Source organism: Exiguobacterium sp. s21 (assembly GCF_018617975.1).
In the GTDB taxonomy this organism is placed as follows: domain Bacteria; phylum Bacillota; class Bacilli; order Exiguobacteriales; family Exiguobacteriaceae; genus Exiguobacterium; species Exiguobacterium mexicanum_A.
In genome coordinates, this window is the sequence record NZ_JACSLF010000005.1 from 106,949 (window position 1) to 127,885 (window position 20,937).

The following is a 20,937-nucleotide window of genomic DNA, read 5'->3' on the forward strand; positions in this document are numbered from 1 at the left end:
TGTGTCAGGATACGTTTGCAGTTGTTGATTCGAAACGACGGGCATACGCCTCGATTGTCGCTTTGTCATAGCCGACAATGACTTCGTTGCCATCCGTCAAGATTGGACGTTTCAATAGTTTCGGGTTGTCGCTCATCAATTTGAGCAATTCACTTAGCTTCAAATCTTCGACGTCGATGTCGAGTTGTTTGAACGCCTGACTTCTCGTCGCAAGAAGCGAGTCGACACCGTTTTCACTGAGCGCTAACAGCGTCATCAACTCATCTACCGTCGGGGCGTTCCGGAAGATATGGCGCTCGCTCACCTCGAGGTGTTGCTCTTGTAAAAACGCTTTCGTCTTACGGCACGAGGTACAGCTCGGATACGTATAGAACATCAATTCATTTGCCATTTTAATACCTCCTTTGAAGTTGAGAACCAATTCGTTCGATGTGTGTAAATCGATTATACAACCTTATACCCGTTTTGTACATAGTTTGTACAAGTTTTTTAATTTTTTGTACAAGTTTGTGCAACCTAATTATTTCACATATTTTTCACGATTATTTTGCTCAATTCACACGTTTCCATAGCATTTTTCTGAATGTGTTGGTAAAATAGTGAATGAGAATGGAATAATGCACGTATGGGGGGATTAACATGGCGAGAATGTTCCGTGTCCTAGGCTTTTGGACTGGGTTGATCGCGGCGCTTGCTTTCGTAGGCGCACTCGGTGGAGATCAAAGCAGTAGCGAACATAGTGGTGACTTCGTCGTAATGGGTCTTGTCTTTTTAGCTCAAACTATTTTCTTCGTCGCACTAGGCTACTTGAAACTCACTGAAAAAACGTATGTGTACGTGTTCGGCGCATATTTGACTGTCTTCTTCGTCGTCTTCACGTATTGGAGTAACTTCCAAATGTAAAAAAAAGATTGTCTCCTCGTGAGACAATCTTTTTTTGATTCATCGCTCGAAAAATGGATTCGTCCGAATTTCGGCCTCGAGCGTCGTCTTCGGCCCATGTCCGGAATAGAGCACGGTCTCGCCTGGTAACAGCTGTCGCATCCGATCGATCGATCCGAGCAAAGTGGCCTGGTCGCCACCGTATAAATCGGTCCGTCCGACCGACTGTTTGAAAATCAAATCCCCACAGAAGGCGATGCGTTCCGTCGGGATGTGGAGCGTGACGCTGCCCGGCGAATGACCAGGCGTGTGATGCAACTCAATCGTGAAGGCACCGATTTCGAGCGTTTTACCTTGATAGACCCGTTCGGCTGGACGCATCGATGCGCTCGGCAGATGGAACTTCGCCGCCCCGTTCTTCTCGTCGTCCATCAGCCACGTCCGTTCCGCTTCATGGACGTACACCGGTACGGCGTAACGATCACGAAGGGCATCGATGCCACCGATATGATCGAAATGGGCGTGTGTCAACAAGATGGCGTTCAAGCCACCGAAGCGTTCGACCGCCTCAAAGAATTTCGGATCGTCCGTACCTGGGTCGACGATGAGGACCGTCCCGTCTTTCTCGAGCACGTATCCGTTCTCTTGGGCCAAGCCCGATGTGATTTTTACAATATTCATTCAGAACACCTCCACATCCCATTCTAATCGATATTGTGGCAAAATTGTAGCGGAGGCTTTCTTTGCTCGACAGCGTGTACATTATCGGATAAAATAATAATGATATTTCAGTGAAATTTTTATGAATTTCATGACGTATAATAAAGGGGGAACTCGTCATGCATTTGTATGAACCATTTGGATGGATCTCGCTCATCGTTGCACTCGTTGCAATCTGGGGAATGGCCCGTTCGTTTAAGAAACGCCAATTCTTTCCACTGGCTTTCGCCGCGGTCACTGTACTCGTATTTGGATTTTTCGGCGTCGCGACATTGATTTACGGTGGAATCCCAGGCTAATGAGCATGAAGACGACCTCGGTCGTCTTTTTTTGTATAACAAACAGCGCCGTCCCGGCTAAGCCGGGACGGCGCTGTTGCTTACTGTTCGGTCTGTTCTTTAAAACGAAGCAGATCCGAATAAATCAAGTCATCATTCATTTGGAGAATCTTCTCTGCTTCTTCACTATCCGGTCCACAAAGTGAAACGTCCTCAACGACTTCACCACTCGAGGCGTCATAGCATGTCGATTGCGTCCAGACATACTCCTCAGTGATAACGGTGCCGTCACGGAAGATGGCGCGGCTCGTCCGGTCTTCCGATAACAAGTCGCTACCGAATCCGACCGTGTCCGACGTGTCGATTCCGAGCAAGTGAAGGATCGTCGGTTTCATGTCGACATGACTGCCGATCGTGTCATGTACTTCGCCCTTGGCTTGTCCCGGTAAGTGGACCGCGAACGGGACCGCTTGGAGCTTGGCGACGTCGTATGGCGTCAACTCGTCTTTCCCGAGCAGGTCGGCCATCGCGTCGTTATGGTTCGTCGAGATGCCGTAATGGTCACCGTAGACGACGAAGATCGTGTCATCCCACATACCGTTCGCCTTCAACTCATCGATGAACAACCCGAGCGCGTAATCCTGATACGCGAGCGCCTGCGGGAAGTTGTTGAGCGTCGTCGAGTTCGTCTCGAATTTCGGGACGAGCTCATAGTCTTCGCTCGGCATCGTGTACGGGAAGTGGTTCGTGAGCGTGATGAACTTCGCGTAGAACGGCTCCGGCAACTCTTCGAGCATCGGGATCGACTGTTCGAAGAAACTGTCGTCGAGAAGTCCCCACTCCGTCATATCCTCGGGGTTCCCGAGGTCATAACTTTTCTCGTCGAAGAATTGATCGACGCCGATATTTTTATACATCAAGTCCCGGTTCCAGAACGACTTGTTGTTGGCGTGGAACACGGCCGAGTAGTAGTTGTCTTCCTTGATCAATTCAGGAAGCGCCTGATACTCGTTGTCGGCGTTCGTGAAGTAGACGGCACCGCGCGGGAGGCCGTAGAGCGAGTTATCGAGTGCGAACTCGGCGTCTGACGTCTTCCCTTGTCCGACCGTATGGTAATAATTCGGCCAGTAGTGTGACTCTTCGATCAATTTGTTCAAGTTCGGCGTGATGTATTCGCCGTTCGAGGCCTTCATGTTGTGCGTGAAGTTTTGGGCCGACTCGAACGAGACGACGATCACATTTTTGCCTTTATATTTCCCGAAGTAGTCCGGGTTCGGTGCCGCGTAATGTTGACGGGTATATTGCTCAACTTTCGCCAGTTCCGATCCATCGGCCATCGCTTTCTGGGCCGATGTCTTCGTTTGAAGCATCGCGTCATAGACGTGGAAGTTGAACGTCCCAATATTTTTGACCAACAGCTCCCGGTCGAACGAACGTGTCAATAGTTCAGGGCGTTCCGTTTCGGCGAGCGATAAGTTGAACAAGAAAACGACGACCGCTGTTGCGAACGTCACGAGCGCTCTCTGATGAGAGGCCGCCGTCGCCTTCGCATTGATGCGCCGTAAGATGAACGGCAAGGCGAGCACATCCCCGAGGATGATCAAGTCCTTCCATTCCAACAATGAGGTGAACGAGGTCGACAACGTCTCCATGTTCGAAGGTTGCAAGATGACCGGCATCGTCAAGTAGTCGGTGAACTCGCGGTAATAGACGGCGTCAGCGAACAAGATGAATGACGCCGCGGCATAGAGCATGTACAATACCCACTTCTGCTTATTTCCTTTAAAGAAGAAACTAAAGGCGAATAAGAATAGTGTGGAGCTGATCGGGCTGATCAGCAAGATGAATGCCTGGGCGGTGTTTTCAATCGGGATATTGAAGAAAAATTGGTAAACTACGTACGTCTTCGTCCAAAGTAATAGCGTGAAAATCCAAAATAACCGATATTCTTGAAACGAAGCGCGGACCGTATCATTCAGTCGCATAGTAAGCTTCGAAAAGCTCTGAGATGACTTCATCTGACGGCCTCCTCCTCTGTTCAACGGGCGACGAGATCAAACGAACTCGCTCCCCCTATTTTTTTATAAGTTCAATTGGCTTGTTATCCATTTCACGTACGATAACAGTCCGGTATCAAGTCCAAATCTTACCCCTTTTTTAACAAAAAATCAACTCTGTCATTACAAATTTTACATTATCCCATACCCGTTCCATATGAAAAACACGCCTGCGTCAAGACGCAGGCGTGCATGGACAATTATTAGACACGGGTTGGCAAGAAATGTTTGCGGGCGAGCCAAGCACACCCGATGACACCGGCGTCGTTCTCGAGTTCCGCAATTTTGAACGTGGTCGAGGCGTAGACGCGTTCGAGGGCGAACCGTTTGAACTGCTCATCGAGCGGTTCAAGGAGCGCTTCACGCGCTTTCGAGACCCCTCCTCCGATGACGATCATCTTTGGATTCAACGTGTTGGCGATATTTGAAATCGTTAGGCCGAGATATTCGGTCATCTCTTCGACGACTTCTGTGGCGACGGGATCGTTCGCCTTGAACGCTTCAAACACGTCACGTGCCGTCACTTCTTTCAACTCGTTCAACGACGTCGTCCGATTTTTTCGTTTTTGGAGCGCCAAGCGGGCGACACCTGTCGCCGAAGCGATCGTCTCGATGCAACCTTTGCGTCCGCAACCGCACATGACGGCTTTCGACTCGTCACGTTCAACAGTGATGTGACCAATCTCTCCAGCCATCCCTGCTGCCCCGTGGACGATGTTTCCATTCGTGATGACACCGCCACCGACGCCCGTGCCGAGTGTAATGGCAAGGAGTTCTGACGCGCCTTCACCGGCACCTTTCCACATCTCACCGAGTGCGGCGGCGTTCGCGTCGTTCTCTAGGACGGCCGGCAATCCCACGGCTTTCTCAAACTCGCTGACGAGCGCAAAGTATTTCCAACCGATGTTCGGCGAGTATTCGACGACACCCTCGGAGAAGTTGATGAATCCAGGTGCCCCGATTCCCGCACCGGCGAACTCCTCTTTCGCTTTGCCCGATTTTTCTAGATAAGCCTCGAATGAAGCAGCGATATCAGTCGGAATATGTACCCCGTTTTCTCGAATGTCCGTCGTGATCTCCCATTTGTCAGAAATGATCCCGTTCATATCTAAGACGGCCATTTTCACCGTCGTGCCACCAATGTCGATTCCTAATAACCACTTCATCTGTTCCACTCCTCATCTCGATTAAATCGCTTTCATCCCATAGTTTACACTATTAAACCCCTAGTGCAAACCTTTGCACTAGGGGTTTTTCTGTCAATCTATTGAATTTTTCAATTCATGCGTCAAAATGATCTTGGCCGTGTCATACTCTCGTTGTTCAATCATCCCGCCGGCATGCAACTCGTCGAGTTCCATCATCATGAGGCCAATCTCGGCATCGCGTTCGCCGATATAAATGATCGTCCCGAATGATTTCAAGAATTGTTGGACATCATAAAAATTTCTCATCGTCCGTCTCCCATCGTCGTGAGCACGTAACGATAGAGCAGTTCCCGTGTCGCCTCGAGCGATTTTGTATGCGTCCGCTCATAGCTATGGCTCGACTCGATGCCTGGTCCGAGGAGTGCATGGCGTACATCGTAGCCGGCACTGATTGCTGCCGAGGCGTCGGATCCATAATACGGATAAATATCGACTTTATGGGCGATACCGTGTTCCCGGCACAACGCGGTGAACTGACGGCGTAATCCGAGATCGTACGGACCTGATGAATCTTTCGCGCATATTGAAACCGTATATTCGTCCGAGTGCTGGCCGTCCCCGAGCGCCCCCATATCGACGGCGATATATTCGGTCACCGCCTCCGGGATCCCGGCATTGCCCCCGAACCCGACCTCTTCATAGTTGGAGATCAAGTAATGGACCGGATGTGGCAAGTCGGCGCCGACGAGGTCTTTTGCCAAGTCGAGCAAAATGGCGACGGACGCCTTGTCGTCGAGGTGTCGAGATTTGATATAACCCGCGTTCGTCTGGCGAAAGCGTGGATCGAACGAGACAAAGTCCCCGACCTCGATGCCCAGGGCACGCACGTCTTCAGCCGAATGAACGTCAGCGTCCAGTCGTACCTCGATATTTGATGCCGTCCGTTCGGCACTGTTCGTGTCTTTATACACATGGACGCTTGATTGATGGATAAGAATCGTTCCTTCGACAGGTTCACCGGCCTCCGCATGGACCAAACAGTTCTCCCCTTCAATGGCGGTCCAGGCGTAGCCGCCGACTTGTGTCAACCGTAGACGGCCACTCGGCAAAATCTCTTTCACCATCGCCCCGAGCGTGTCGACGTGAGCCGTCAACAGGCGCGCCCGATCCGATTTCCCGTCAAACGTCGCAAGGAGCGCTCCTTTATTCAAGCGTTTCGTGGCGACGCCGAGATTCGTGAGTTCTTGCTCCACGAAGCCAATCGCCTCATCCGTCATGCCGGACGGACTCGGAATTTCAACCAGTTGCTTCAACGTATTAATCATATCCTTACTCCTTTGTCATCGATTATAGCCGAACCAGAATAACGCTCCAGATGCCACGAGTACGATCACCGCAAACAACAGGCGGCGCTTCTTCGTATGCTCATCCGGCAAGCCGACCACTCCCGCCATCAGAAAACCCCCGACCAGCCCCCCCGCATGTGCGGAATGGTCCAAACTAGCGCCAAGGACGAAAGCGAGTCCTACGTTTAATCCTAACATAATAAACAGCGGCGGACCGAGCGTCTTCATAAATAAGGAACGGTCTCGGAGGCCAAAATAGAGGAGTGCCCCGACGAGCCCGAACAGCGCCCCCGATGCCCCGGCCGATATGGCTTCACTGAACGCGTAAGAGGCGACTGTGGCGATGACGCCGGCTAACAAATAAATGGTGACGAAGCGTGACGAACCGTACATCCGTTCAACGAGCGGACCGAGCGACCAAAGCGCGAACATATTGATCGCGAAATGGAACCAGCCGATATGGAGAAACATCGGTGTGACCAGGCGCCACCATTCCCCTTCGTCGATGAGCGGATTCACTTTCGCTCCGAAGCGGATGAGCGTATTCGGGTCGAGCGTCGACCCGATCGATTCGGCGAACCACATGACAAGAAACGTCACGAACATGAGTCCATAGACGAATTGTGGTTTCCCGAAGGAGAACCGTTGCTTTAGTTCGTTCTTCCGTTGTTGATCGAGCGCGACGGCCCGTGGTCGGTACGACTCTTCTGTTTGCCCACACGGTCTCATGCCGAGCCTCACTTTCGCCGCGATCGGGAACGTGAGGGACGATAGGCGCTCCTCATCGACAAGCGAATCGCCGTAAATGTGGACGTGTAACTTCTCACGACCGATGCGGGCCAATCGAAACGAGTTCATGACCGCTTCGACGTCCATGCCAACATGGTTCGCCCAGGCTTTGTCTGTCCGTATGTAGAGGTGATAGACGTCCCCCGCTTTCGTGTCGAACAATAAAAGTGCCCGCGACGGCTCTAAGATGCCCTCGATGCGCCCTCCCGATTCGACCGCACGATATACGTCTTCCCAAAAACAAGCTGGCTCTGACATCGATGGTCACCTCCTTCTATACTTTTATTTTAAAGGAAATTATAGCTGGCGACAAAAGAGAGCCTCTATGCAACGTGTCGAGAAGAGCAGAAGACAAAAAAACCGTAGCGGCGTTAGCCGGCTACGGTGATGAGCGAAGGATTGCTCGGTTTTACAAGACAGGTTGCATCGTTTTCAAGAGCACTTCTGCCGAATGATGCATCTTTTGTTTTTCTTCTTCTGATAACTCGATTTCCACGACTTGACGGACACCTTGACGGTTGATGATCGCTGGTACACCGATGTGGATGTCGTTCAAACCGTACTCACCGTCCAAGTGCGCACCGACCGTCAATAACGTGTTCTCGTTGCGAAGCACGGCTTTGACAAGACGGAGGAGACCAAGACCGATGGCGTAGTACGTCGCCCCTTTACGTTCGATGATATGGTAGGCTGCGTCACGAACGTTGACATAGATATCTTCGAGGTCTTCCCATGTGTACTCGTCATTCTCTTCAAGCAACTGTTCGACCGATTTTCCGTAAATACGGGCGTTGCTCCATGCCGCGAACTCTGTGTCGCCATGCTCGCCCATAATGTAAGCGTGGCAGTTACGTGGATCGACGTTGAAGTAATCACCGAGCATGTAGCGAAGACGTGACGTATCGAGTACCGTTCCTGAACCGAACACCCGATGCTTCGGTAATCCTGAATATTTCCAAGCCAAGTGGGTCATGATGTCGACCGGGTTCGAGGCGATGATGATGATGCCATCAAAACCAGATGCCATGATGTCCCCAATCATCGACTTCATGATTTTGGCGTTCTTTTCGACGAGGTCGAGACGTGTTTCACCTGGTTTTTGCGGTGCGCCGGCAGTGATGACGACGATATCTGCTGCACCACAGTCTGTGTAGTCTCCTGCCCAGACGCGCATCGGTGAAGAGGCAAACGAGACACCGTGATTCAAGTCCATTGCTTCCCCTTCAGCTTTCGATTTGTTGATATCGATGATCACAAGTTCCTCACAGAGACTAGCTGTCGTCAATTGGTAAGCAAAGCTGGCACCGACCGCTCCGGCCCCGACGAGCGCGACGCGTGTTACTTTAGCATGATTTAATGTTTCCATATTGATTCTCCACCCTTCGAACAATCTGTTTCATGTTTTTGTTTTGTCTGTTACATAAAGATTGTAACATCATTCACAAACACTCACTACAAGGGAAACCGTTTTCAGTTTGGCAATATTGTGACAATATTCACATTCATTTGAAACATCTTCACTGACTGTACTACCCTCATCGCAGCAAGAGGAAACTAATCGCCGCCGCCGAGGCGATCGCCAAAAAGTTGACGGCGTCATTGCCGAGAAAGCGCCAGCCTGAAACGTAAGTCGTCGGCTCGTGATGATGGACTTTCTTCTCGGTCAGCTTACCGCATACACGACAGCGAAACTTGCGTTGAACCGTCGCCCCAAGGAGAGTGTCGACAACGCTTCCGGTCAACCCGAGAGCAATCAACAAGCCGGCGAACCGTAAGCTGATATCGATAAATGGCAACGAAGCGACGATAATGACCGTGGCCCCCGCGACCGACATGAACGTCCCGAACGGAGACACCCCGCCACTCGTTCCCGGCTCCACTTCGCGGAACGTCAAAATGGAGCGCGGTTTTTGTTTGGCGAGCACCCCGAACTCGGAGCCCCATGTGTCGCTCGTCGCCGCCGCAATCGAAGCGATGTACGCGAATAACCAGGCATCGTTCGGTGTAAGCAACATACCGAGCGCCGTCGCCATCCCGATACCACCATTGGCGAGCACTTGAACGAAGTCACGAGGTCCCGATTTCTCAACGACCTCATCGACAGGCGCTTTGTCGCGGGAACGGTATTTCGAGGCGAGCGATGACGTCGAAAAGAAGACACCGAGCAAATAGAGCCCGAACCAACCGAATCCGTACCCAATGACTGTACCCGTCACGACCGTCAAGACAGCCCCAGAACGGGTCAGTGAGCGCAGACGATAGCCGGCGAAGGCTACCAGACAAGTTACGAGAAAGATGGCGAGCATAGAATCGTTTCCCTTTCCGTCACGATAAATTCGACAGGAATGTCGTGTGGCTCGATCGGGATGTCATCGAGCAGTTGGACGTCATAGGCCAACGAGATGGTGACACCTTCATACGTCGCTAAAAAACGGTCGTAATACCCCCCACCCCAACCGATCCGATACCCGGATCGGTCAAAGACACGTCCCGGCACGATACAGACGTCAATCGTCCGCGTCGTCGCGACCGTCGTCGGCTCTAAAATACCCATGACGCCCGGCTCAAGGTCTTCGAACGAATGAATTTCATGGAACGTAAGTCCCTGTTTTGTAACTTTCGGCACGAACACCGATTTTCCTGCCTGCCAAGCTAAGCGAATGAGTGGCAACGTATCAATCTCTAAATCGAGGGCGAGCGTGACGGCCACCGTATCCGCCTCTCGCCACGCCTTCAGTTCGGTCAATGTATGTATGATGACGCGGTCCCGGTCCGGTCGGTCGTCGAGTTCACGGATTTGACGATGTACATTTTGCCGGAGTAGTTTCTTTTCAATCACTTCAATTCCCCCTTGTTCAAAAAAAGGCCGCCACATGAGTGACGGCCAGTCTCATTATTTCACTTCGCGGTAAAGCGTGTGACGACGGAGACGTGGGTTGTATTTGCGCAATTCGAGGCGCTCTGGGTTGTTACGTTTGTTTTTCTTCGTGATGTACGTGCGATCGCCTGTTTCTGTGCAAGCTAGTGTGATTTTAACGCGCATTTCTTTCACTCCCATCTTACTGATGTTGTATCAAGTGCTTTTGCTTTACAGTCTAAGCATACTCAATTATCCTACCAAGTTTTATTTGAAAAAGCAAGGTTATTTCGTGTTCTTTTTCAAACGTTTCTGCCCGTATGGCGAAGCATCGAGCGGCAGGCAGGTTTTTACGTTATCGCCAATCGGATAGCGCATTCCGACTTCCTCGGTCGACAGTTGTTCGCAAATAAAGACCGTATCGGCTTCAGCGAGGATGCTGCTCTCGATTCGATGGATTGCGTCGAACAGTCCGCCGTGTCCATGCGGATTGCGAGTCGTTTCAAATGACAACATAGTTGAGTATAACGGAACTTGTAGTGCTTTCGCAAGTGAACGTGCCGCTGTAATCGTCATCCAATCGAATTGATGGATCGCTTTGAAGGTGACTTTCGAGACAAGCTCTTGTGCAAGTTTGACGTAGGCCACGTTTTGAGCCGCAACTTGGTTCATCACATGCTCCAAGAACGGGCTCGTCAGGCGAACGCGGTACACATGAACACGGTTGTGGCGTTCATATTCCGGCAATCCTTCTTTGAACGGTGTCAAGACGTACACTGTCTCCCCGTCCGCTGCTCGTGCCTCGACCTCGTCGATGACGCGACGACCGAGGTCCCCGACGACGTTGCCTGTATATTCAGGCGTCAAGACGAGGATTGCCTCGTCCTCTTGGCCACGCTCCGTAGTCACATAATAGTCGTGTGGCGACAAGAACGTGTCGATGTCGATGTCCACATCGTCAAGGAACGGATACGCGCGATAATGTTCAGCGAGCAACTCGTCCGATAGCTTGTCTTGATAAAGTGCCGTCTCGAGCTCGGCGAACAATCGCGTATGCTCGCGGAACCGTTCTGCCGCATATTGGGCCGTAGTCTGCCCGTCGAGGATAAACGCCCAGTCACTCGACACAGCGAGTACGTAATGGCGAATGAGTTGGATCAGTGTCCGGTCGACGAGTGGCGACTTGTGACGATAGTCGGCCACGTCTTTGACGAGTTGCGTCTCCATCATGTGTAAGTGACGTAGCATCCATTCGTTGCGTTCGTTGATCCAGACGTCGCCGTACCCTTTACGTCCCCACGTGTTCATCGATACGTGGACCGTCTCGAGGTCTTGGAAGTGACGCTCGAGGAACAAGGCTGGCGTGATTGTCTCGATGCCAAACTCTTCGAGCCGTTCGGCGACTTTCCCGAGAAACTCGGGTCCTTCAAACCACCAGTGTCCGAACAGCTCAGCATCGAACGGTGCCGTCACGAGGAACGGCGGGAACATCTGTCCACCGTGGGCCTCGAGATGCCCTTCGAGCGTCTGTGCAAAATCGAGGGCGTGGTTGTCGATTTGATGTTCGGCCCAGGCGCGGACATAATAGTCTTTCTCATCCGAGTCGCCCGTGATGCGGTGCATCTTCAAGCCCGTATCGAAGCGAATTCCTTCCGGATGCATGAACTTTTCAATATACTCCCAGTCGCGATCGTAGGCGAGGTCACGATAAAACTCGCGATAGTCCGGATGGCCCGGATACCCGATCATCGAGCTCCAGATTTTTCCGGAGATGATTTGGTCACGCGGGAACAAGGCGACGCCATGTGGCGAGTAGACCGGAGCGCCAATGCCTTTGTCCGGCGTCGGATCGGCATCGAGCAAGGCGTGCTCATCGACGAACGTATAGCGGACACCTTCTTCATACAAGATGCGGTCGACACCCGGGGTATAGGCACACTCCGGTAACCAGATTCCGGTCGGGCGGAACCCGTAATGACGCTCGAAACAGTTCAAGCCGGTACGGATTTCCGCGCGGGCGGCCTGTTCCGTGAACAAATGCGGGTTGAAGCCGTGTGTCGCCGTACACGTGACCATATCGATGAACCCTTGCTCACGATATGTACGGAACGCATGGTTCAAGTTTTTCTCCCAATGAAGAAACGTCGTTTTTAAGTCATTGTAGCGCTGACGATAAAAATGAAGCGTCTCGATTTCTGGTTCGCTCCGCTCTTCAGCGAGTTCGATGTCGATCAATTCGAGCATCTCATCCAAATGTTCCACGTAACGGTCTTGGACGAGCGGGTCGGCGAGCATCTCGACGACGGGCGGTGAAATGCTGACCGTCCAATGAAGCGGCTTTTGCAGACGGTCGACTTGCCAAAGAATTGGGATATATGTCTCGGAGATGGCCTCATACACCCATCTCTCTTCTAAGCGGTGTTTCTCTTCATGTCGCACGTACGGAAGGTGGGCATGAAGGACGAGTGAAAAATAACCTGGTTTCATCAAATAAATCCTCCTCAGCGCACGAATCGGTATGCGGAATATTTTGGTAACGTATCGAGTAATTCAGGAGACTCGACTTCCCCATATTGCCAACGTCGCACCGGTTCGGCGAAACGACCATGTCCGGCCGGCTCCGCCCGTGGCGTGTCGATCGGTGAAGTTGCGAGCAACGGGAGGAACTCCCCTTCCATCGTCCGAATCCCAAACTCGAACACGTACGTCGTGTTCGGATCGAGCGGTCGAACGAACCAGCTGTTCGTCATCTCCGGCAATTCGAACGTATACGACCGGTTCGCATGTCCGCTCGCGTAATCGAGCAATGTCACGTCGAGGATCCGGAACGCCTTCGGCAAATCTTCCCACGGACGCATAAACTGCATCGACAACGTCTCTTTGACGCTGTCCGACACTTCCCAGAAGACGTACACCGCGTTCGGCGATTGGACGACCGCATGCATCACATCTTGATCGTAGCGGTCTGGGAGCTTCCAGAATCCGTCTGGACCTTTATCTAACAGGGGTGATTGGACCGGCAGCTCATGTTGCAGTGTCGAAGCGACCTGTTTCACAGACGAGGCGGGTACTTGCTTCGATTTAGATGTCATTGCTTTCTTCCCTTCAGTCTTTCGTTTTGGTGCGGCTACCGGCTTCGCTGGCTCCCCATGTTGGGAACGCCATTTACGCCAAGCGTATTGGACTTTCCCGATTGGCATATCTAATTGTTCTGCAATCTGTTTTAACGTCAGTCCTTGTTGTTTCAAGGAAACGATTTTCTCTTCCATATATGTGTGGCTCCCTTCCTAAAAAAAATCCATGTGTTCTACTATTCGCTCCTTATCCGTGAATTCCTGCACAAAAAAAAGTAAAGAACAACTGGTCTGTTGTTCTTTACCACTCTTGTCACTGATTTAAATCATAATGTTTCCCTTTTTCAAGGAAAATGAGATGTTCTCCGAAATTGGTCACGTGATCACCCATCCGTTCTAAATAACGGGCGATGTTCGAAAACTCATACACGTCGTTCGTTCCAACCGTCATATTCGGAACGAATCCCATGTATTGTTTGATTGTCTGTAAGTTCAAATCATCGATGACTTTATCCATCTCATTCAATTCACGCACCCGGCTGACCTCGCCCTTCCGGTAAGCGCGCGTCGCGAGCTCGAGCATGTCGATCAACTGCTCGGCCATCTGTTTGAGCGGTTTGATGTCGAGGACGTACGGGACGTGCTCGATACGGCCGACGGCTTTGGCGATGTTCGTCGCATAGTCCGCAATCCGCTCAAGGTCCGTCGCCGATTTCATCGTCACGATCAAGCGGCGGAGGTCGGTTGCGACCGGTTGCTGTTTCGCGATCAATAGAATGGCCTCGTCGTTGATTTCGAGCTCGAGGTCGTCAAGCTCATTATCGTTGTCGATGACCGTCTGGGCGAGCTCGAGGTCACGTTTCTCAAGCACCTCGATGGCGGTCGCCGTCTGGCGCATCGTCAAGTTCGCCAAGCGAACGACTTTATCTTCTAATTCGTTTAACTTCATATCAAAGAATGTGCGATTTTGTGCCATGATTCTCTCCCCTTCTTAACCGAACCGGCCAGAAATATAATCTTCAGTCCGTTTATCAGTTGGATTCGAGAAGATTTTGTCGGTCGCATCGAACTCGACAACTTCTCCGTTTAAGAAGAACGCCGTCTTATCCGATACACGAGCCGCTTGTTGCATGTTGTGTGTGACGATGATGATCGAGTACTGCTCTTTCAACTCTTGGACGAGCTCTTCGACTTTAAGCGTCGAAATCGGGTCAAGCGCTGACGTCGGTTCATCCATGAGGATGACGTCCGGTTCGATGGCGAGCGTACGCGCGATACAGAGACGTTGTTGTTGACCACCCGAGAGGCCATAGGCGTTCTCGTTCAAACGATCTTTCACTTCATCCCAAATCGCCGCGCCGCGAAGCGAACGTTCGACGATCTCATCGAGCACTTTCTTGTTTTTAATCCCGTGTGTGCGCGGCCCGTATGCCACGTTATCATACACTGATTTCGGGAACGGGTTCGGCTGTTGGAATACCATACCGACCGACGTCCGAAGATCTTCGACCCGATAATCGCGGTCAAAGATGTTGCGTCCGTGATAAAGAATCTCACCGTTCGTACGCACCGAAGGGACGAGCTCGACCATCCGGTTCAACGTCTTGATGAACGTCGACTTCCCGCAACCCGACGGACCGATGATGGCCGTCACTTCGTTTTGCTTGATGTCGAGATTGACGTCAATCAACGCCTGATCGTCACCATACCATAAGTTCAAGTTGTTCACGACATAGGCACTGTCTTTCTGCATCACCGTTTCGTTCGGTTGGGTGGTCGTTGTATTCACTTCATGATCTCCTTTGAGTTCTTTTTGTTTCATCATCTCGAGAGTCCTCCTCGTTTACTGCTACGACTTAATGTCGGTTCGTATATTTGTTACGGATATAGATGGCGGCCGAGTTCATGATGATCAACATCGTCATCAAAACGATGATACCGGCAGCGGCCAAGTTTTGGAATTCCGCTTGCGGACGGCTCGTCCAGTTATAGATTTGAATCGGGAGCGCTGTGAAGTCCGAGAATACGCTGCTCGGCGTCGTCGAAATAAACGTCGCCGCTCCGACCATGATCAATGGAGCCGTCTCGCCAATCGCACGTGATACGGCCAAGATGATCCCTGTGATAATCCCTGGAATCGCCGACGGCAAGACGACGTTGAACGTCGTCTGCCATTTCGAGGCTCCGAGCGCGAGCGATGCGTGACGCAACTCCATTTTGACCGAGCGGAGCGCTTCTTGCGACGCGACGATGACAATCGGTAGACTCATCAGTCCGAGCGTCAAGGCTCCGGCCATAATCGAATTCCCGAGTTCCATGACACGTACAAAAATGGTCAATCCGAGCAAACCGAACACGATTGACGGCACGCCGGCCAAGTTCGAAATGTTCACTTCGATAAACGACGTGATGCGGTTCTTCGGTGCGTACTCTTCAAGATAAATCGCGGCACCGACACCGATGACAAACACCATCGGGACGATGAGAAGCATCAACCAAAACGTCCCAATCAAGGCAGGATACAGCCCGGCCTGTTCAGGACGACGGGATGGGAAGTTGCGGAGAAAATCCAAATTCACCCAGCCGCCACCTTTAGAAACGACGTCATAAATCAACGTCGACAAGACGAGCAGGGCGAAAACGAGCCCCGCTAAGAAGATATATTTAAAAATCTCATTCAATTGAAGACGGCGTTTGATTCGTTGTGAAACCGAATCACGATCCATCAAGTTCTTCGTATTCTTGAACTCACTGTTCGGCAATGCCATATTAGTACTCCTCTCTGAAGCGGCGCGTCACCCAGTTCGCGAATAGGTTCATCACAAGGGTGAAGACGAACAATAGCGCACCAACCGCATAGATACTGTAGTATTCGATTGTCCCGTATCCTGCATCACCTTTGGCGATTTGGACAATATACGCCGTCATCGTTTGAATCGCGTTGAGCGGGTTGAACTCGAAGTTCGGCTGCGACCCACCAGCGATCGTTACGATCATCGTCTCACCGATGGCACGGCTCATCCCGAGGACGATTGAGGCGATAATCCCTGAGAGCGCGGCTGGCATAACGACTTTGATGGCGACTTCGAGACGTGTCGCGCCAAGACCGAGGGCTCCATCCCGAATCTTTTTCGGTACGGCGCTCATCGAGTCTTCCGAAATAGAAGCGATCATCGGAATAATCATGATTCCAACAACGATCCCCGGGCTGAGTGCGTTATAGATTTGAAGCCCCGGAATCAACGCTTGCAAAATCGGTGTAACGAACGACAAAGCGAAGAATCCGAAGACAATCGTTGGAACGCCAGCGAGCACTTCAAGAATCGGCTTCAAAATGGTGCGGGCACGCTCAGATGCGTACTCGCTCAAATAAATCGCCGATGCCAAACCGAGTGGGACAGCGACAATCATGGCAATGACGGTGATCTGGAGTGTTCCCATGACGAGGGCCCAGACGCCGAACCGTTGATCGGCACTAAGCGGATACCATTCGGTCGAGCCTAAAAACTCGGCGACCGGTACGCGCTCGAAAAACTTGAACAGTTCAAAACCAAGTGTGAACGCGATGCCGACCGTCGTGACGACCGAAACGAATGCGCTCAAGAATAATAAGAACGGCATGACTTTATCAAACACGTTCGTCGTACTATATTTCTTTTTCTTATTGGCTTCAATCATCTCTCGAATTGACAGCCCTTTGTTTGGTTGATTCATCTCGTGTATCGCTCCCTACCTCTTCATACTAGAAAGCACGGCGAGAAGGCGAGAGCGACTCTCACCTTCTGCCTTCTGCGCTATTACTCGCCAGCGATCTCGTCGATCACTTCAGCGTTCTCATCGTATCGTGCTTGTTCCATTCCGACATATCCGACTTCTTCTGAAAGGGCTGCTGCATTTTCATTCAAGAAGCGTGTGTAGTCAGCGACTTGTGGCTTATCTTTCAATGACGCGTTGTTCACGTATGTGTAGATTTCACGTGAGAGCGGGTATGAAAGATCATTGATTGTGTCAGTCGTCGGCTCAATGCCTTCGACGTTCATCGCGCGAAGCGTATCTTTGTTTTCAATGTAATACGCATATCCGAAGAATCCGATCGCACCTTTCGTACCGGCGACACCTGTTACGAGGACGTTATCGTCTTCTGACAATTGTGCGTCTTCGCGGATGTCTGTATCTTCAAGGACTGCTTCGTTGAAGAAGTCATACGTTCCTGAATCTTTACCAGGTGAGAAGAATGAGATTTCTTCATCCGGCCAGTCTGAACGGACGTCCTTCCATGTCTTCACGTTCGAATCAGTCCACATTTTGTTGAGTTCATCGATTGTGATGTCTTGGGCCCAATCGTTCTCTGGGTTGACGACGAGCGAGAGACCGTCAAGCGCTACAGCGAGTTGTGTGTACTCAACGCCATTCTTCTCGGCTTCAGCCGCTTCTTCTTCTTTGATTTCACGTGATGCGTTCGAGAAGTCTGTCTCACCAGTGACGAAACGTTTGAATCCGCCACCTGTACCTGAAACCCCGACCGTCACTTCAACGTCTGGCTGTTCAGCTGAGTATTCTTCCGCTACAGCTTCCATGATTGGGAATACGGTAGACGAACCATCCATGACGACTTTACCTGAAAGTCCTTCACCTTCGGCTGCGCCGTTTCCTTCTTCATTGTTTCCACACGCGGCACCGATAATGGCCACCGAAGTGATTGAAGCGACTAAAGCTGATTTTTTCATCCAAGACATTTCTGACGTCCTCCTTGAGTTTGCTTTGATTTGTGTTGTAGCTTCCTTGCTCTGTCCTACAATTAACATCCTAATAAACTACTATTAACGAGAAATAAACGGAACGTAAAAGAATTGTAAAGACAAAAAAAGAAGCCACCGAAGTGACTTCTTTACTGGAGCTGTGCTTGGACGTCTTCTAAATCAAAGTACGCCTTCATGATGTCGTGCGCGACACGGGTGTTGATCCCTTCTGCCTCGAGCCCTGGCATGATGATGGCCCAGGCGATTTCCGGGTCATCATACGGCGCCCAGCCGACGTGGTTCGAGTTGAGCGTCTTGATCGGTTCCCCGTTCGCGTTGCGCTTCGCTTGACCATCCGGCCCTTCTGCGATCGCTTGAGCGGTACCGGTCTTACCGGCCGCCGTGATTCCTGTCTGTTGCAGGATACGAGACGTTCCGCTCTCGACCCCTTGTCGGAAGCCTTGGCGCGCCCGTTGAATGAATTCATCACGGATGTCGACTTTATTGAGCGCATTCGGTTGGAACGTGCTGACGACTTGCTTGTTCGACTCGTCGAGCGAACCCGGTTCGATGATTTCTTTCAATAGATGCGGTTGAATCCGGTATCCACCGTTCGCGAGCGTCGACGTATACTGCGCCAATTGAATCGGCGTATACGAGATGAACTGACCGATCGACATGTCCATGAGGAGCGTGACACGGTCCGGTACACTACGGAATCCGATTGATTCATACGGGAGGTCGATCCCTGTCTCGATTCCGAGGCCAAACTGTTTGTAGTAATGTTCCATCGTATTGAACGCCTCGGTCACGTTGTCGCCGACGATTTGGCCGGTCGAGTAATAATCGGCGAGCCGTAGGGCAATTTGGAACATATAAATGTTCGATGACAAAGCGAGGGCATCCAGGTCGTTGATGTTCCCCATGTTTCGGTACGACGACTTGAGCGACGAGCCGATGCGAATCGGCGTGTCATAAATGTATTCACCCGGTTGGATGACTTCTTCTTCAAGGCCGAACGCGACCGTCGCTCCCTTGATCGTCGAGCCGATTTGACTCGCTCGCAGGACCGTCCCGGTCGAGACATCTTTGAATTCGTTCGTTTCATAGTCGAGCTCTTGTCCCGATAGGGCGAGCAATTCACCCGTCTGTGGGTTCATGACGACGGCGAAAGCACGGTCAAAGTTCGGGCTTCCAGAACGGCCGGCTCGAATCGCTTTCTTCAAAATCTCATCGATTTCTTTTTGGAACTCGATGTCCGTCGACAAGATGATATCTTTCCCTGGGTTCCCACTGACACGAGTCGGTTCTCCGACCGGCTCTCCTTTATACGTCGTGAAGACGTCATAGGCCGGGGTTCCGCGTAGCACGTCCTCATACTGTTGTTCGAGATAAGATGTGCCGACGCGGTCGTTCAAGCCATAGCCTTTCGCTTGATATGAGGCGCGTTGCTCGGCCGGGATTTGACGATAACTTCCGAGGAAACTTTGGAACGTCTCACCGAACGGATAATCCCGCTGATAATACGGTTCGACGCTGACGCCAGGGAGCAGTTCTAAGTTTTCTTCAATCAGTGCCATCTCTTTCGGAGATGCCCCGATTTTGATGACTTGCGGGTCGAGGGCGTAACCTGACTCCATGTTATGTTTGATGGCGATAATTTCCTCGGTCGCATCATCGAACGTGATTTCCGCTTCTGTGATGGAATCGAGCAGCAGTTGGTCGACGTCTTGGTTCGACAAGGCGGCCCGCTCTTCTTCCGGGAGATCGGCCAATAGCTTTTGGACGCGTTCTTGCGAGCGCTCAGGATCGATGGCGATCCAATAATCCTTGCGGTCCCGCTCCGTCACTTTGCGGTCTTTCTCTGGGACGTCGACGATCTCAGCGAGCTTGATGGCGACATCGAGCCGTTCTTCCGTCTTTGTCACTTGCGAACGACGGTACATGACCGAATAGTTTGAGATAGTATCGGCGAGCACTTGCCCGTTCCGGTCGTAAATCTTGCCACGCGGCACCTCGTATTTGATTTTACTCGATTCCGTCTTTTGCACTTCACGGGCGATCAACTCGCCGTTGACGATTTGAACGACGCCTAAACGAAAAATGAGCGTCGCGAACAAGATGAACACGATGAAAAACAATAAGTTCAATCGCAAGGGCAGGTGGTTGCGCCGTTTCTTTGGCACTTTCACACGGTGTCTGGCCAATTCAGTTGTCTCCTTCCTGGCTCGTTCTTTCTATAAGTATAGGTGACATATATGTCGATGATATTTCTATTTTTAGACTCGATTTTCACTATATCATAATTTGTTTACAAAATAATGAAATGTAGAAAAAATCCCGAGATTCAATAGAATCCCGGGACAGTGTCATTATTTTGCGTCTGCGTAGAGCTTCGCGACGTAATCCCAGTCGATGACATGGAAGAACGCTTGGATGTAATCCGGACGACGGTTTTGGTAGTTCAAGTAGTACGCATGCTCCCAAACGTCAAGACCGAGGATTGGCTGAACGCCTTCCATGATCGGTGAATCTTGGTTTGGTGTCGATGTGACTTCGAGTTTACCATTTTTCACGACGAGCCAAGCCCAACCAGAGCCGAAGCGAGTTGTTGCTGCTTTCGTGAACTCCTCTTTGAAGGCATCAAAGCTACCGAACGCCTCATCGATGGCAGAAGCGAGTTCGCCTGTCGGTGCGCCGTTCTCGTTTTTCTTCAACAATTTCCAGAAGAATGAGTGGTTCCAGTGACCGCCACCGTTGTTGCGAACAGCTGTCTGAATGTCAGCAGGAAGCGAATCGATTTTTTGGAGCAAGTCTTCGAGCGAAGAGTATTCCACATCTTTTCCTTCGAGTGCATTGTTCACGTTCGTGACGTAAGTGTTGTGGTGTTTCGTGTGGTGGATTTCCATCGTGCGTGCGTCAATGTGTGGTTCAAGTGCATCGTATGCGTAATCAAGTTGTGGTAATTCAAATTTAGCCATAACTAAAATCCCCCTTAAAATTGGTTTGAACAACGTTCGCTTTAAATGTAACAGATTTGTGACGGC

The 20,937-nt window shown here is 51.2% G+C and carries 22 protein-coding genes; 2 read left to right on the forward strand and 20 right to left on the reverse strand.

What is annotated here, in order from left to right; genetic code table 11:
• Positions 1–4 precede the first annotated feature (4 nt).
• Positions 5–391: a Spx/MgsR family RNA polymerase-binding regulatory protein gene (locus KNP06_RS07915; protein WP_052090134.1), complete on the reverse strand. Its 387-nt coding sequence runs from the start codon at positions 389–391 to the stop codon at positions 5–7.
• A 248-nt stretch (positions 392–639) separates the two neighbouring features.
• On the opposite strand from KNP06_RS07915, the gene KNP06_RS07920 reads away from it, so the two are divergent.
• Positions 640–903, forward strand: a complete 264-nt coding sequence (locus tag KNP06_RS07920) for a DUF2626 domain-containing protein (protein ID WP_021067727.1) — start codon at positions 640–642, stop codon at positions 901–903.
• 39 nt (positions 904–942) lie between these two features.
• Here KNP06_RS07920 and KNP06_RS07925 read toward each other — a convergent pair whose 3' ends face one another.
• Positions 943–1,563 carry an MBL fold metallo-hydrolase gene (locus KNP06_RS07925; protein ID WP_034778027.1) on the reverse strand — a complete coding sequence of 207 codons (621 nt, stop codon included), beginning with the start codon at positions 1,561–1,563 and terminating at the stop codon, positions 943–945.
• 158 nt (positions 1,564–1,721) lie between these two features.
• Here KNP06_RS07925 and KNP06_RS07930 point away from each other — a divergent pair, with 158 nt between their 5' ends.
• Complete coding sequence (locus tag KNP06_RS07930) at positions 1,722–1,901, forward strand: DUF2759 domain-containing protein (RefSeq protein WP_029595254.1); 180 nt, start codon at positions 1,722–1,724, stop codon at positions 1,899–1,901.
• An 80-nt stretch (positions 1,902–1,981) separates the two neighbouring features.
• On the opposite strand, the gene KNP06_RS07935 is transcribed toward KNP06_RS07930, so the two are convergent.
• The 18 genes from KNP06_RS07935 to KNP06_RS08020 form a co-directional block, all read right to left on the reverse strand.
• On the reverse strand, positions 1,982–3,898 hold the full coding sequence (locus tag KNP06_RS07935) for an LTA synthase family protein (RefSeq protein ID WP_138859256.1): 1,917 nt from the start codon (positions 3,896–3,898) through the stop codon (positions 1,982–1,984).
• A gap of 242 nt (positions 3,899–4,140) precedes the next feature.
• Positions 4,141–5,103: an ROK family glucokinase gene (locus tag KNP06_RS07940; RefSeq protein WP_138859255.1), complete on the reverse strand. Its 963-nt coding sequence runs from the start codon at positions 5,101–5,103 to the stop codon at positions 4,141–4,143.
• 93 nt (positions 5,104–5,196) lie between these two features.
• Positions 5,197–5,391, reverse strand: a complete 195-nt coding sequence (locus KNP06_RS07945) for a YqgQ family protein (protein WP_034778034.1) — start codon at positions 5,389–5,391, stop codon at positions 5,197–5,199.
• Entirely contained in the window at positions 5,388–6,410 is a 1,023-nt protein-coding gene (locus KNP06_RS07950) for a M42 family metallopeptidase (RefSeq protein ID WP_034778036.1), read from the reverse strand. Before KNP06_RS07950 ends, KNP06_RS07945 begins: the two co-directional genes overlap by 4 nt.
• Before the next feature lie 15 nt (positions 6,411–6,425).
• Positions 6,426–7,478 (reverse strand): rhomboid family intramembrane serine protease, encoded by a 1,053-nt coding sequence (locus KNP06_RS07955; RefSeq protein WP_214788421.1) that lies wholly within the window; start codon positions 7,476–7,478, stop codon positions 6,426–6,428.
• A gap of 151 nt (positions 7,479–7,629) precedes the next feature.
• Positions 7,630–8,586 carry an L-lactate dehydrogenase gene (locus KNP06_RS07960; RefSeq protein WP_034778040.1) on the reverse strand — a complete coding sequence of 319 codons (957 nt, stop codon included), beginning with the start codon at positions 8,584–8,586 and terminating at the stop codon, positions 7,630–7,632.
• A 169-nt stretch (positions 8,587–8,755) separates the two neighbouring features.
• Positions 8,756–9,526: a DUF92 domain-containing protein gene (locus KNP06_RS07965; RefSeq protein ID WP_214788424.1), complete on the reverse strand. Its 771-nt coding sequence runs from the start codon at positions 9,524–9,526 to the stop codon at positions 8,756–8,758.
• Positions 9,505–10,059: a 5-formyltetrahydrofolate cyclo-ligase gene (locus KNP06_RS07970; protein ID WP_214788427.1), complete on the reverse strand. Its 555-nt coding sequence runs from the start codon at positions 10,057–10,059 to the stop codon at positions 9,505–9,507. The genes KNP06_RS07965 and KNP06_RS07970 overlap by 22 nt, the downstream gene beginning before the upstream one ends.
• A gap of 54 nt (positions 10,060–10,113) precedes the next feature.
• Positions 10,114–10,278, reverse strand: a complete 165-nt coding sequence (gene rpmG / locus KNP06_RS07975; RefSeq protein ID WP_255313299.1) for a 50S ribosomal protein L33 — start codon at positions 10,276–10,278, stop codon at positions 10,114–10,116.
• 84 nt (positions 10,279–10,362) lie between these two features.
• Positions 10,363–12,564, reverse strand: a complete 2,202-nt coding sequence (locus tag KNP06_RS07980) for a 1,4-alpha-glucan branching protein domain-containing protein (protein WP_214788430.1) — start codon at positions 12,562–12,564, stop codon at positions 10,363–10,365.
• 14 nt (positions 12,565–12,578) lie between these two features.
• Positions 12,579–13,346 (reverse strand): DUF4912 domain-containing protein, encoded by a 768-nt coding sequence (locus tag KNP06_RS07985; protein WP_214788433.1) that lies wholly within the window; start codon positions 13,344–13,346, stop codon positions 12,579–12,581.
• Between the two features lie 118 nt (positions 13,347–13,464).
• Positions 13,465–14,127 carry a phosphate signaling complex protein PhoU gene (gene phoU, locus KNP06_RS07990; protein WP_034778050.1) on the reverse strand — a complete coding sequence of 221 codons (663 nt, stop codon included), beginning with the start codon at positions 14,125–14,127 and terminating at the stop codon, positions 13,465–13,467.
• 15 nt (positions 14,128–14,142) lie between these two features.
• The gene (gene pstB / locus KNP06_RS07995; protein ID WP_052090224.1) at positions 14,143–14,904 is read right to left on the reverse strand and encodes a phosphate ABC transporter ATP-binding protein PstB; all 762 of its coding nucleotides are present in this window, start codon (positions 14,902–14,904) and stop codon (positions 14,143–14,145) included.
• A 103-nt stretch (positions 14,905–15,007) separates the two neighbouring features.
• On the reverse strand, positions 15,008–15,919 hold the full coding sequence (gene pstA / locus KNP06_RS08000) for a phosphate ABC transporter permease PstA (RefSeq protein WP_034778052.1): 912 nt from the start codon (positions 15,917–15,919) through the stop codon (positions 15,008–15,010).
• A gap of 1 nt (position 15,920) precedes the next feature.
• The gene (gene pstC / locus KNP06_RS08005) at positions 15,921–16,865 is read right to left on the reverse strand and encodes a phosphate ABC transporter permease subunit PstC (RefSeq protein WP_138859246.1); all 945 of its coding nucleotides are present in this window, start codon (positions 16,863–16,865) and stop codon (positions 15,921–15,923) included.
• A gap of 83 nt (positions 16,866–16,948) precedes the next feature.
• Positions 16,949–17,887, reverse strand: coding sequence for a PstS family phosphate ABC transporter substrate-binding protein (locus KNP06_RS08010; RefSeq protein ID WP_214788436.1), 939 nt, complete (start codon positions 17,885–17,887; stop codon positions 16,949–16,951).
• A 152-nt stretch (positions 17,888–18,039) separates the two neighbouring features.
• On the reverse strand, positions 18,040–20,097 hold the full coding sequence (locus KNP06_RS08015) for a peptidoglycan D,D-transpeptidase FtsI family protein (protein ID WP_214788439.1): 2,058 nt from the start codon (positions 20,095–20,097) through the stop codon (positions 18,040–18,042).
• Positions 20,098–20,262: 165 nt separating this feature from the next.
• Positions 20,263–20,871, reverse strand: a complete 609-nt coding sequence (locus KNP06_RS08020) for a superoxide dismutase (protein ID WP_214711426.1) — start codon at positions 20,869–20,871, stop codon at positions 20,263–20,265.
• Between the last annotated feature and the right edge of the window lie 66 nt (positions 20,872–20,937).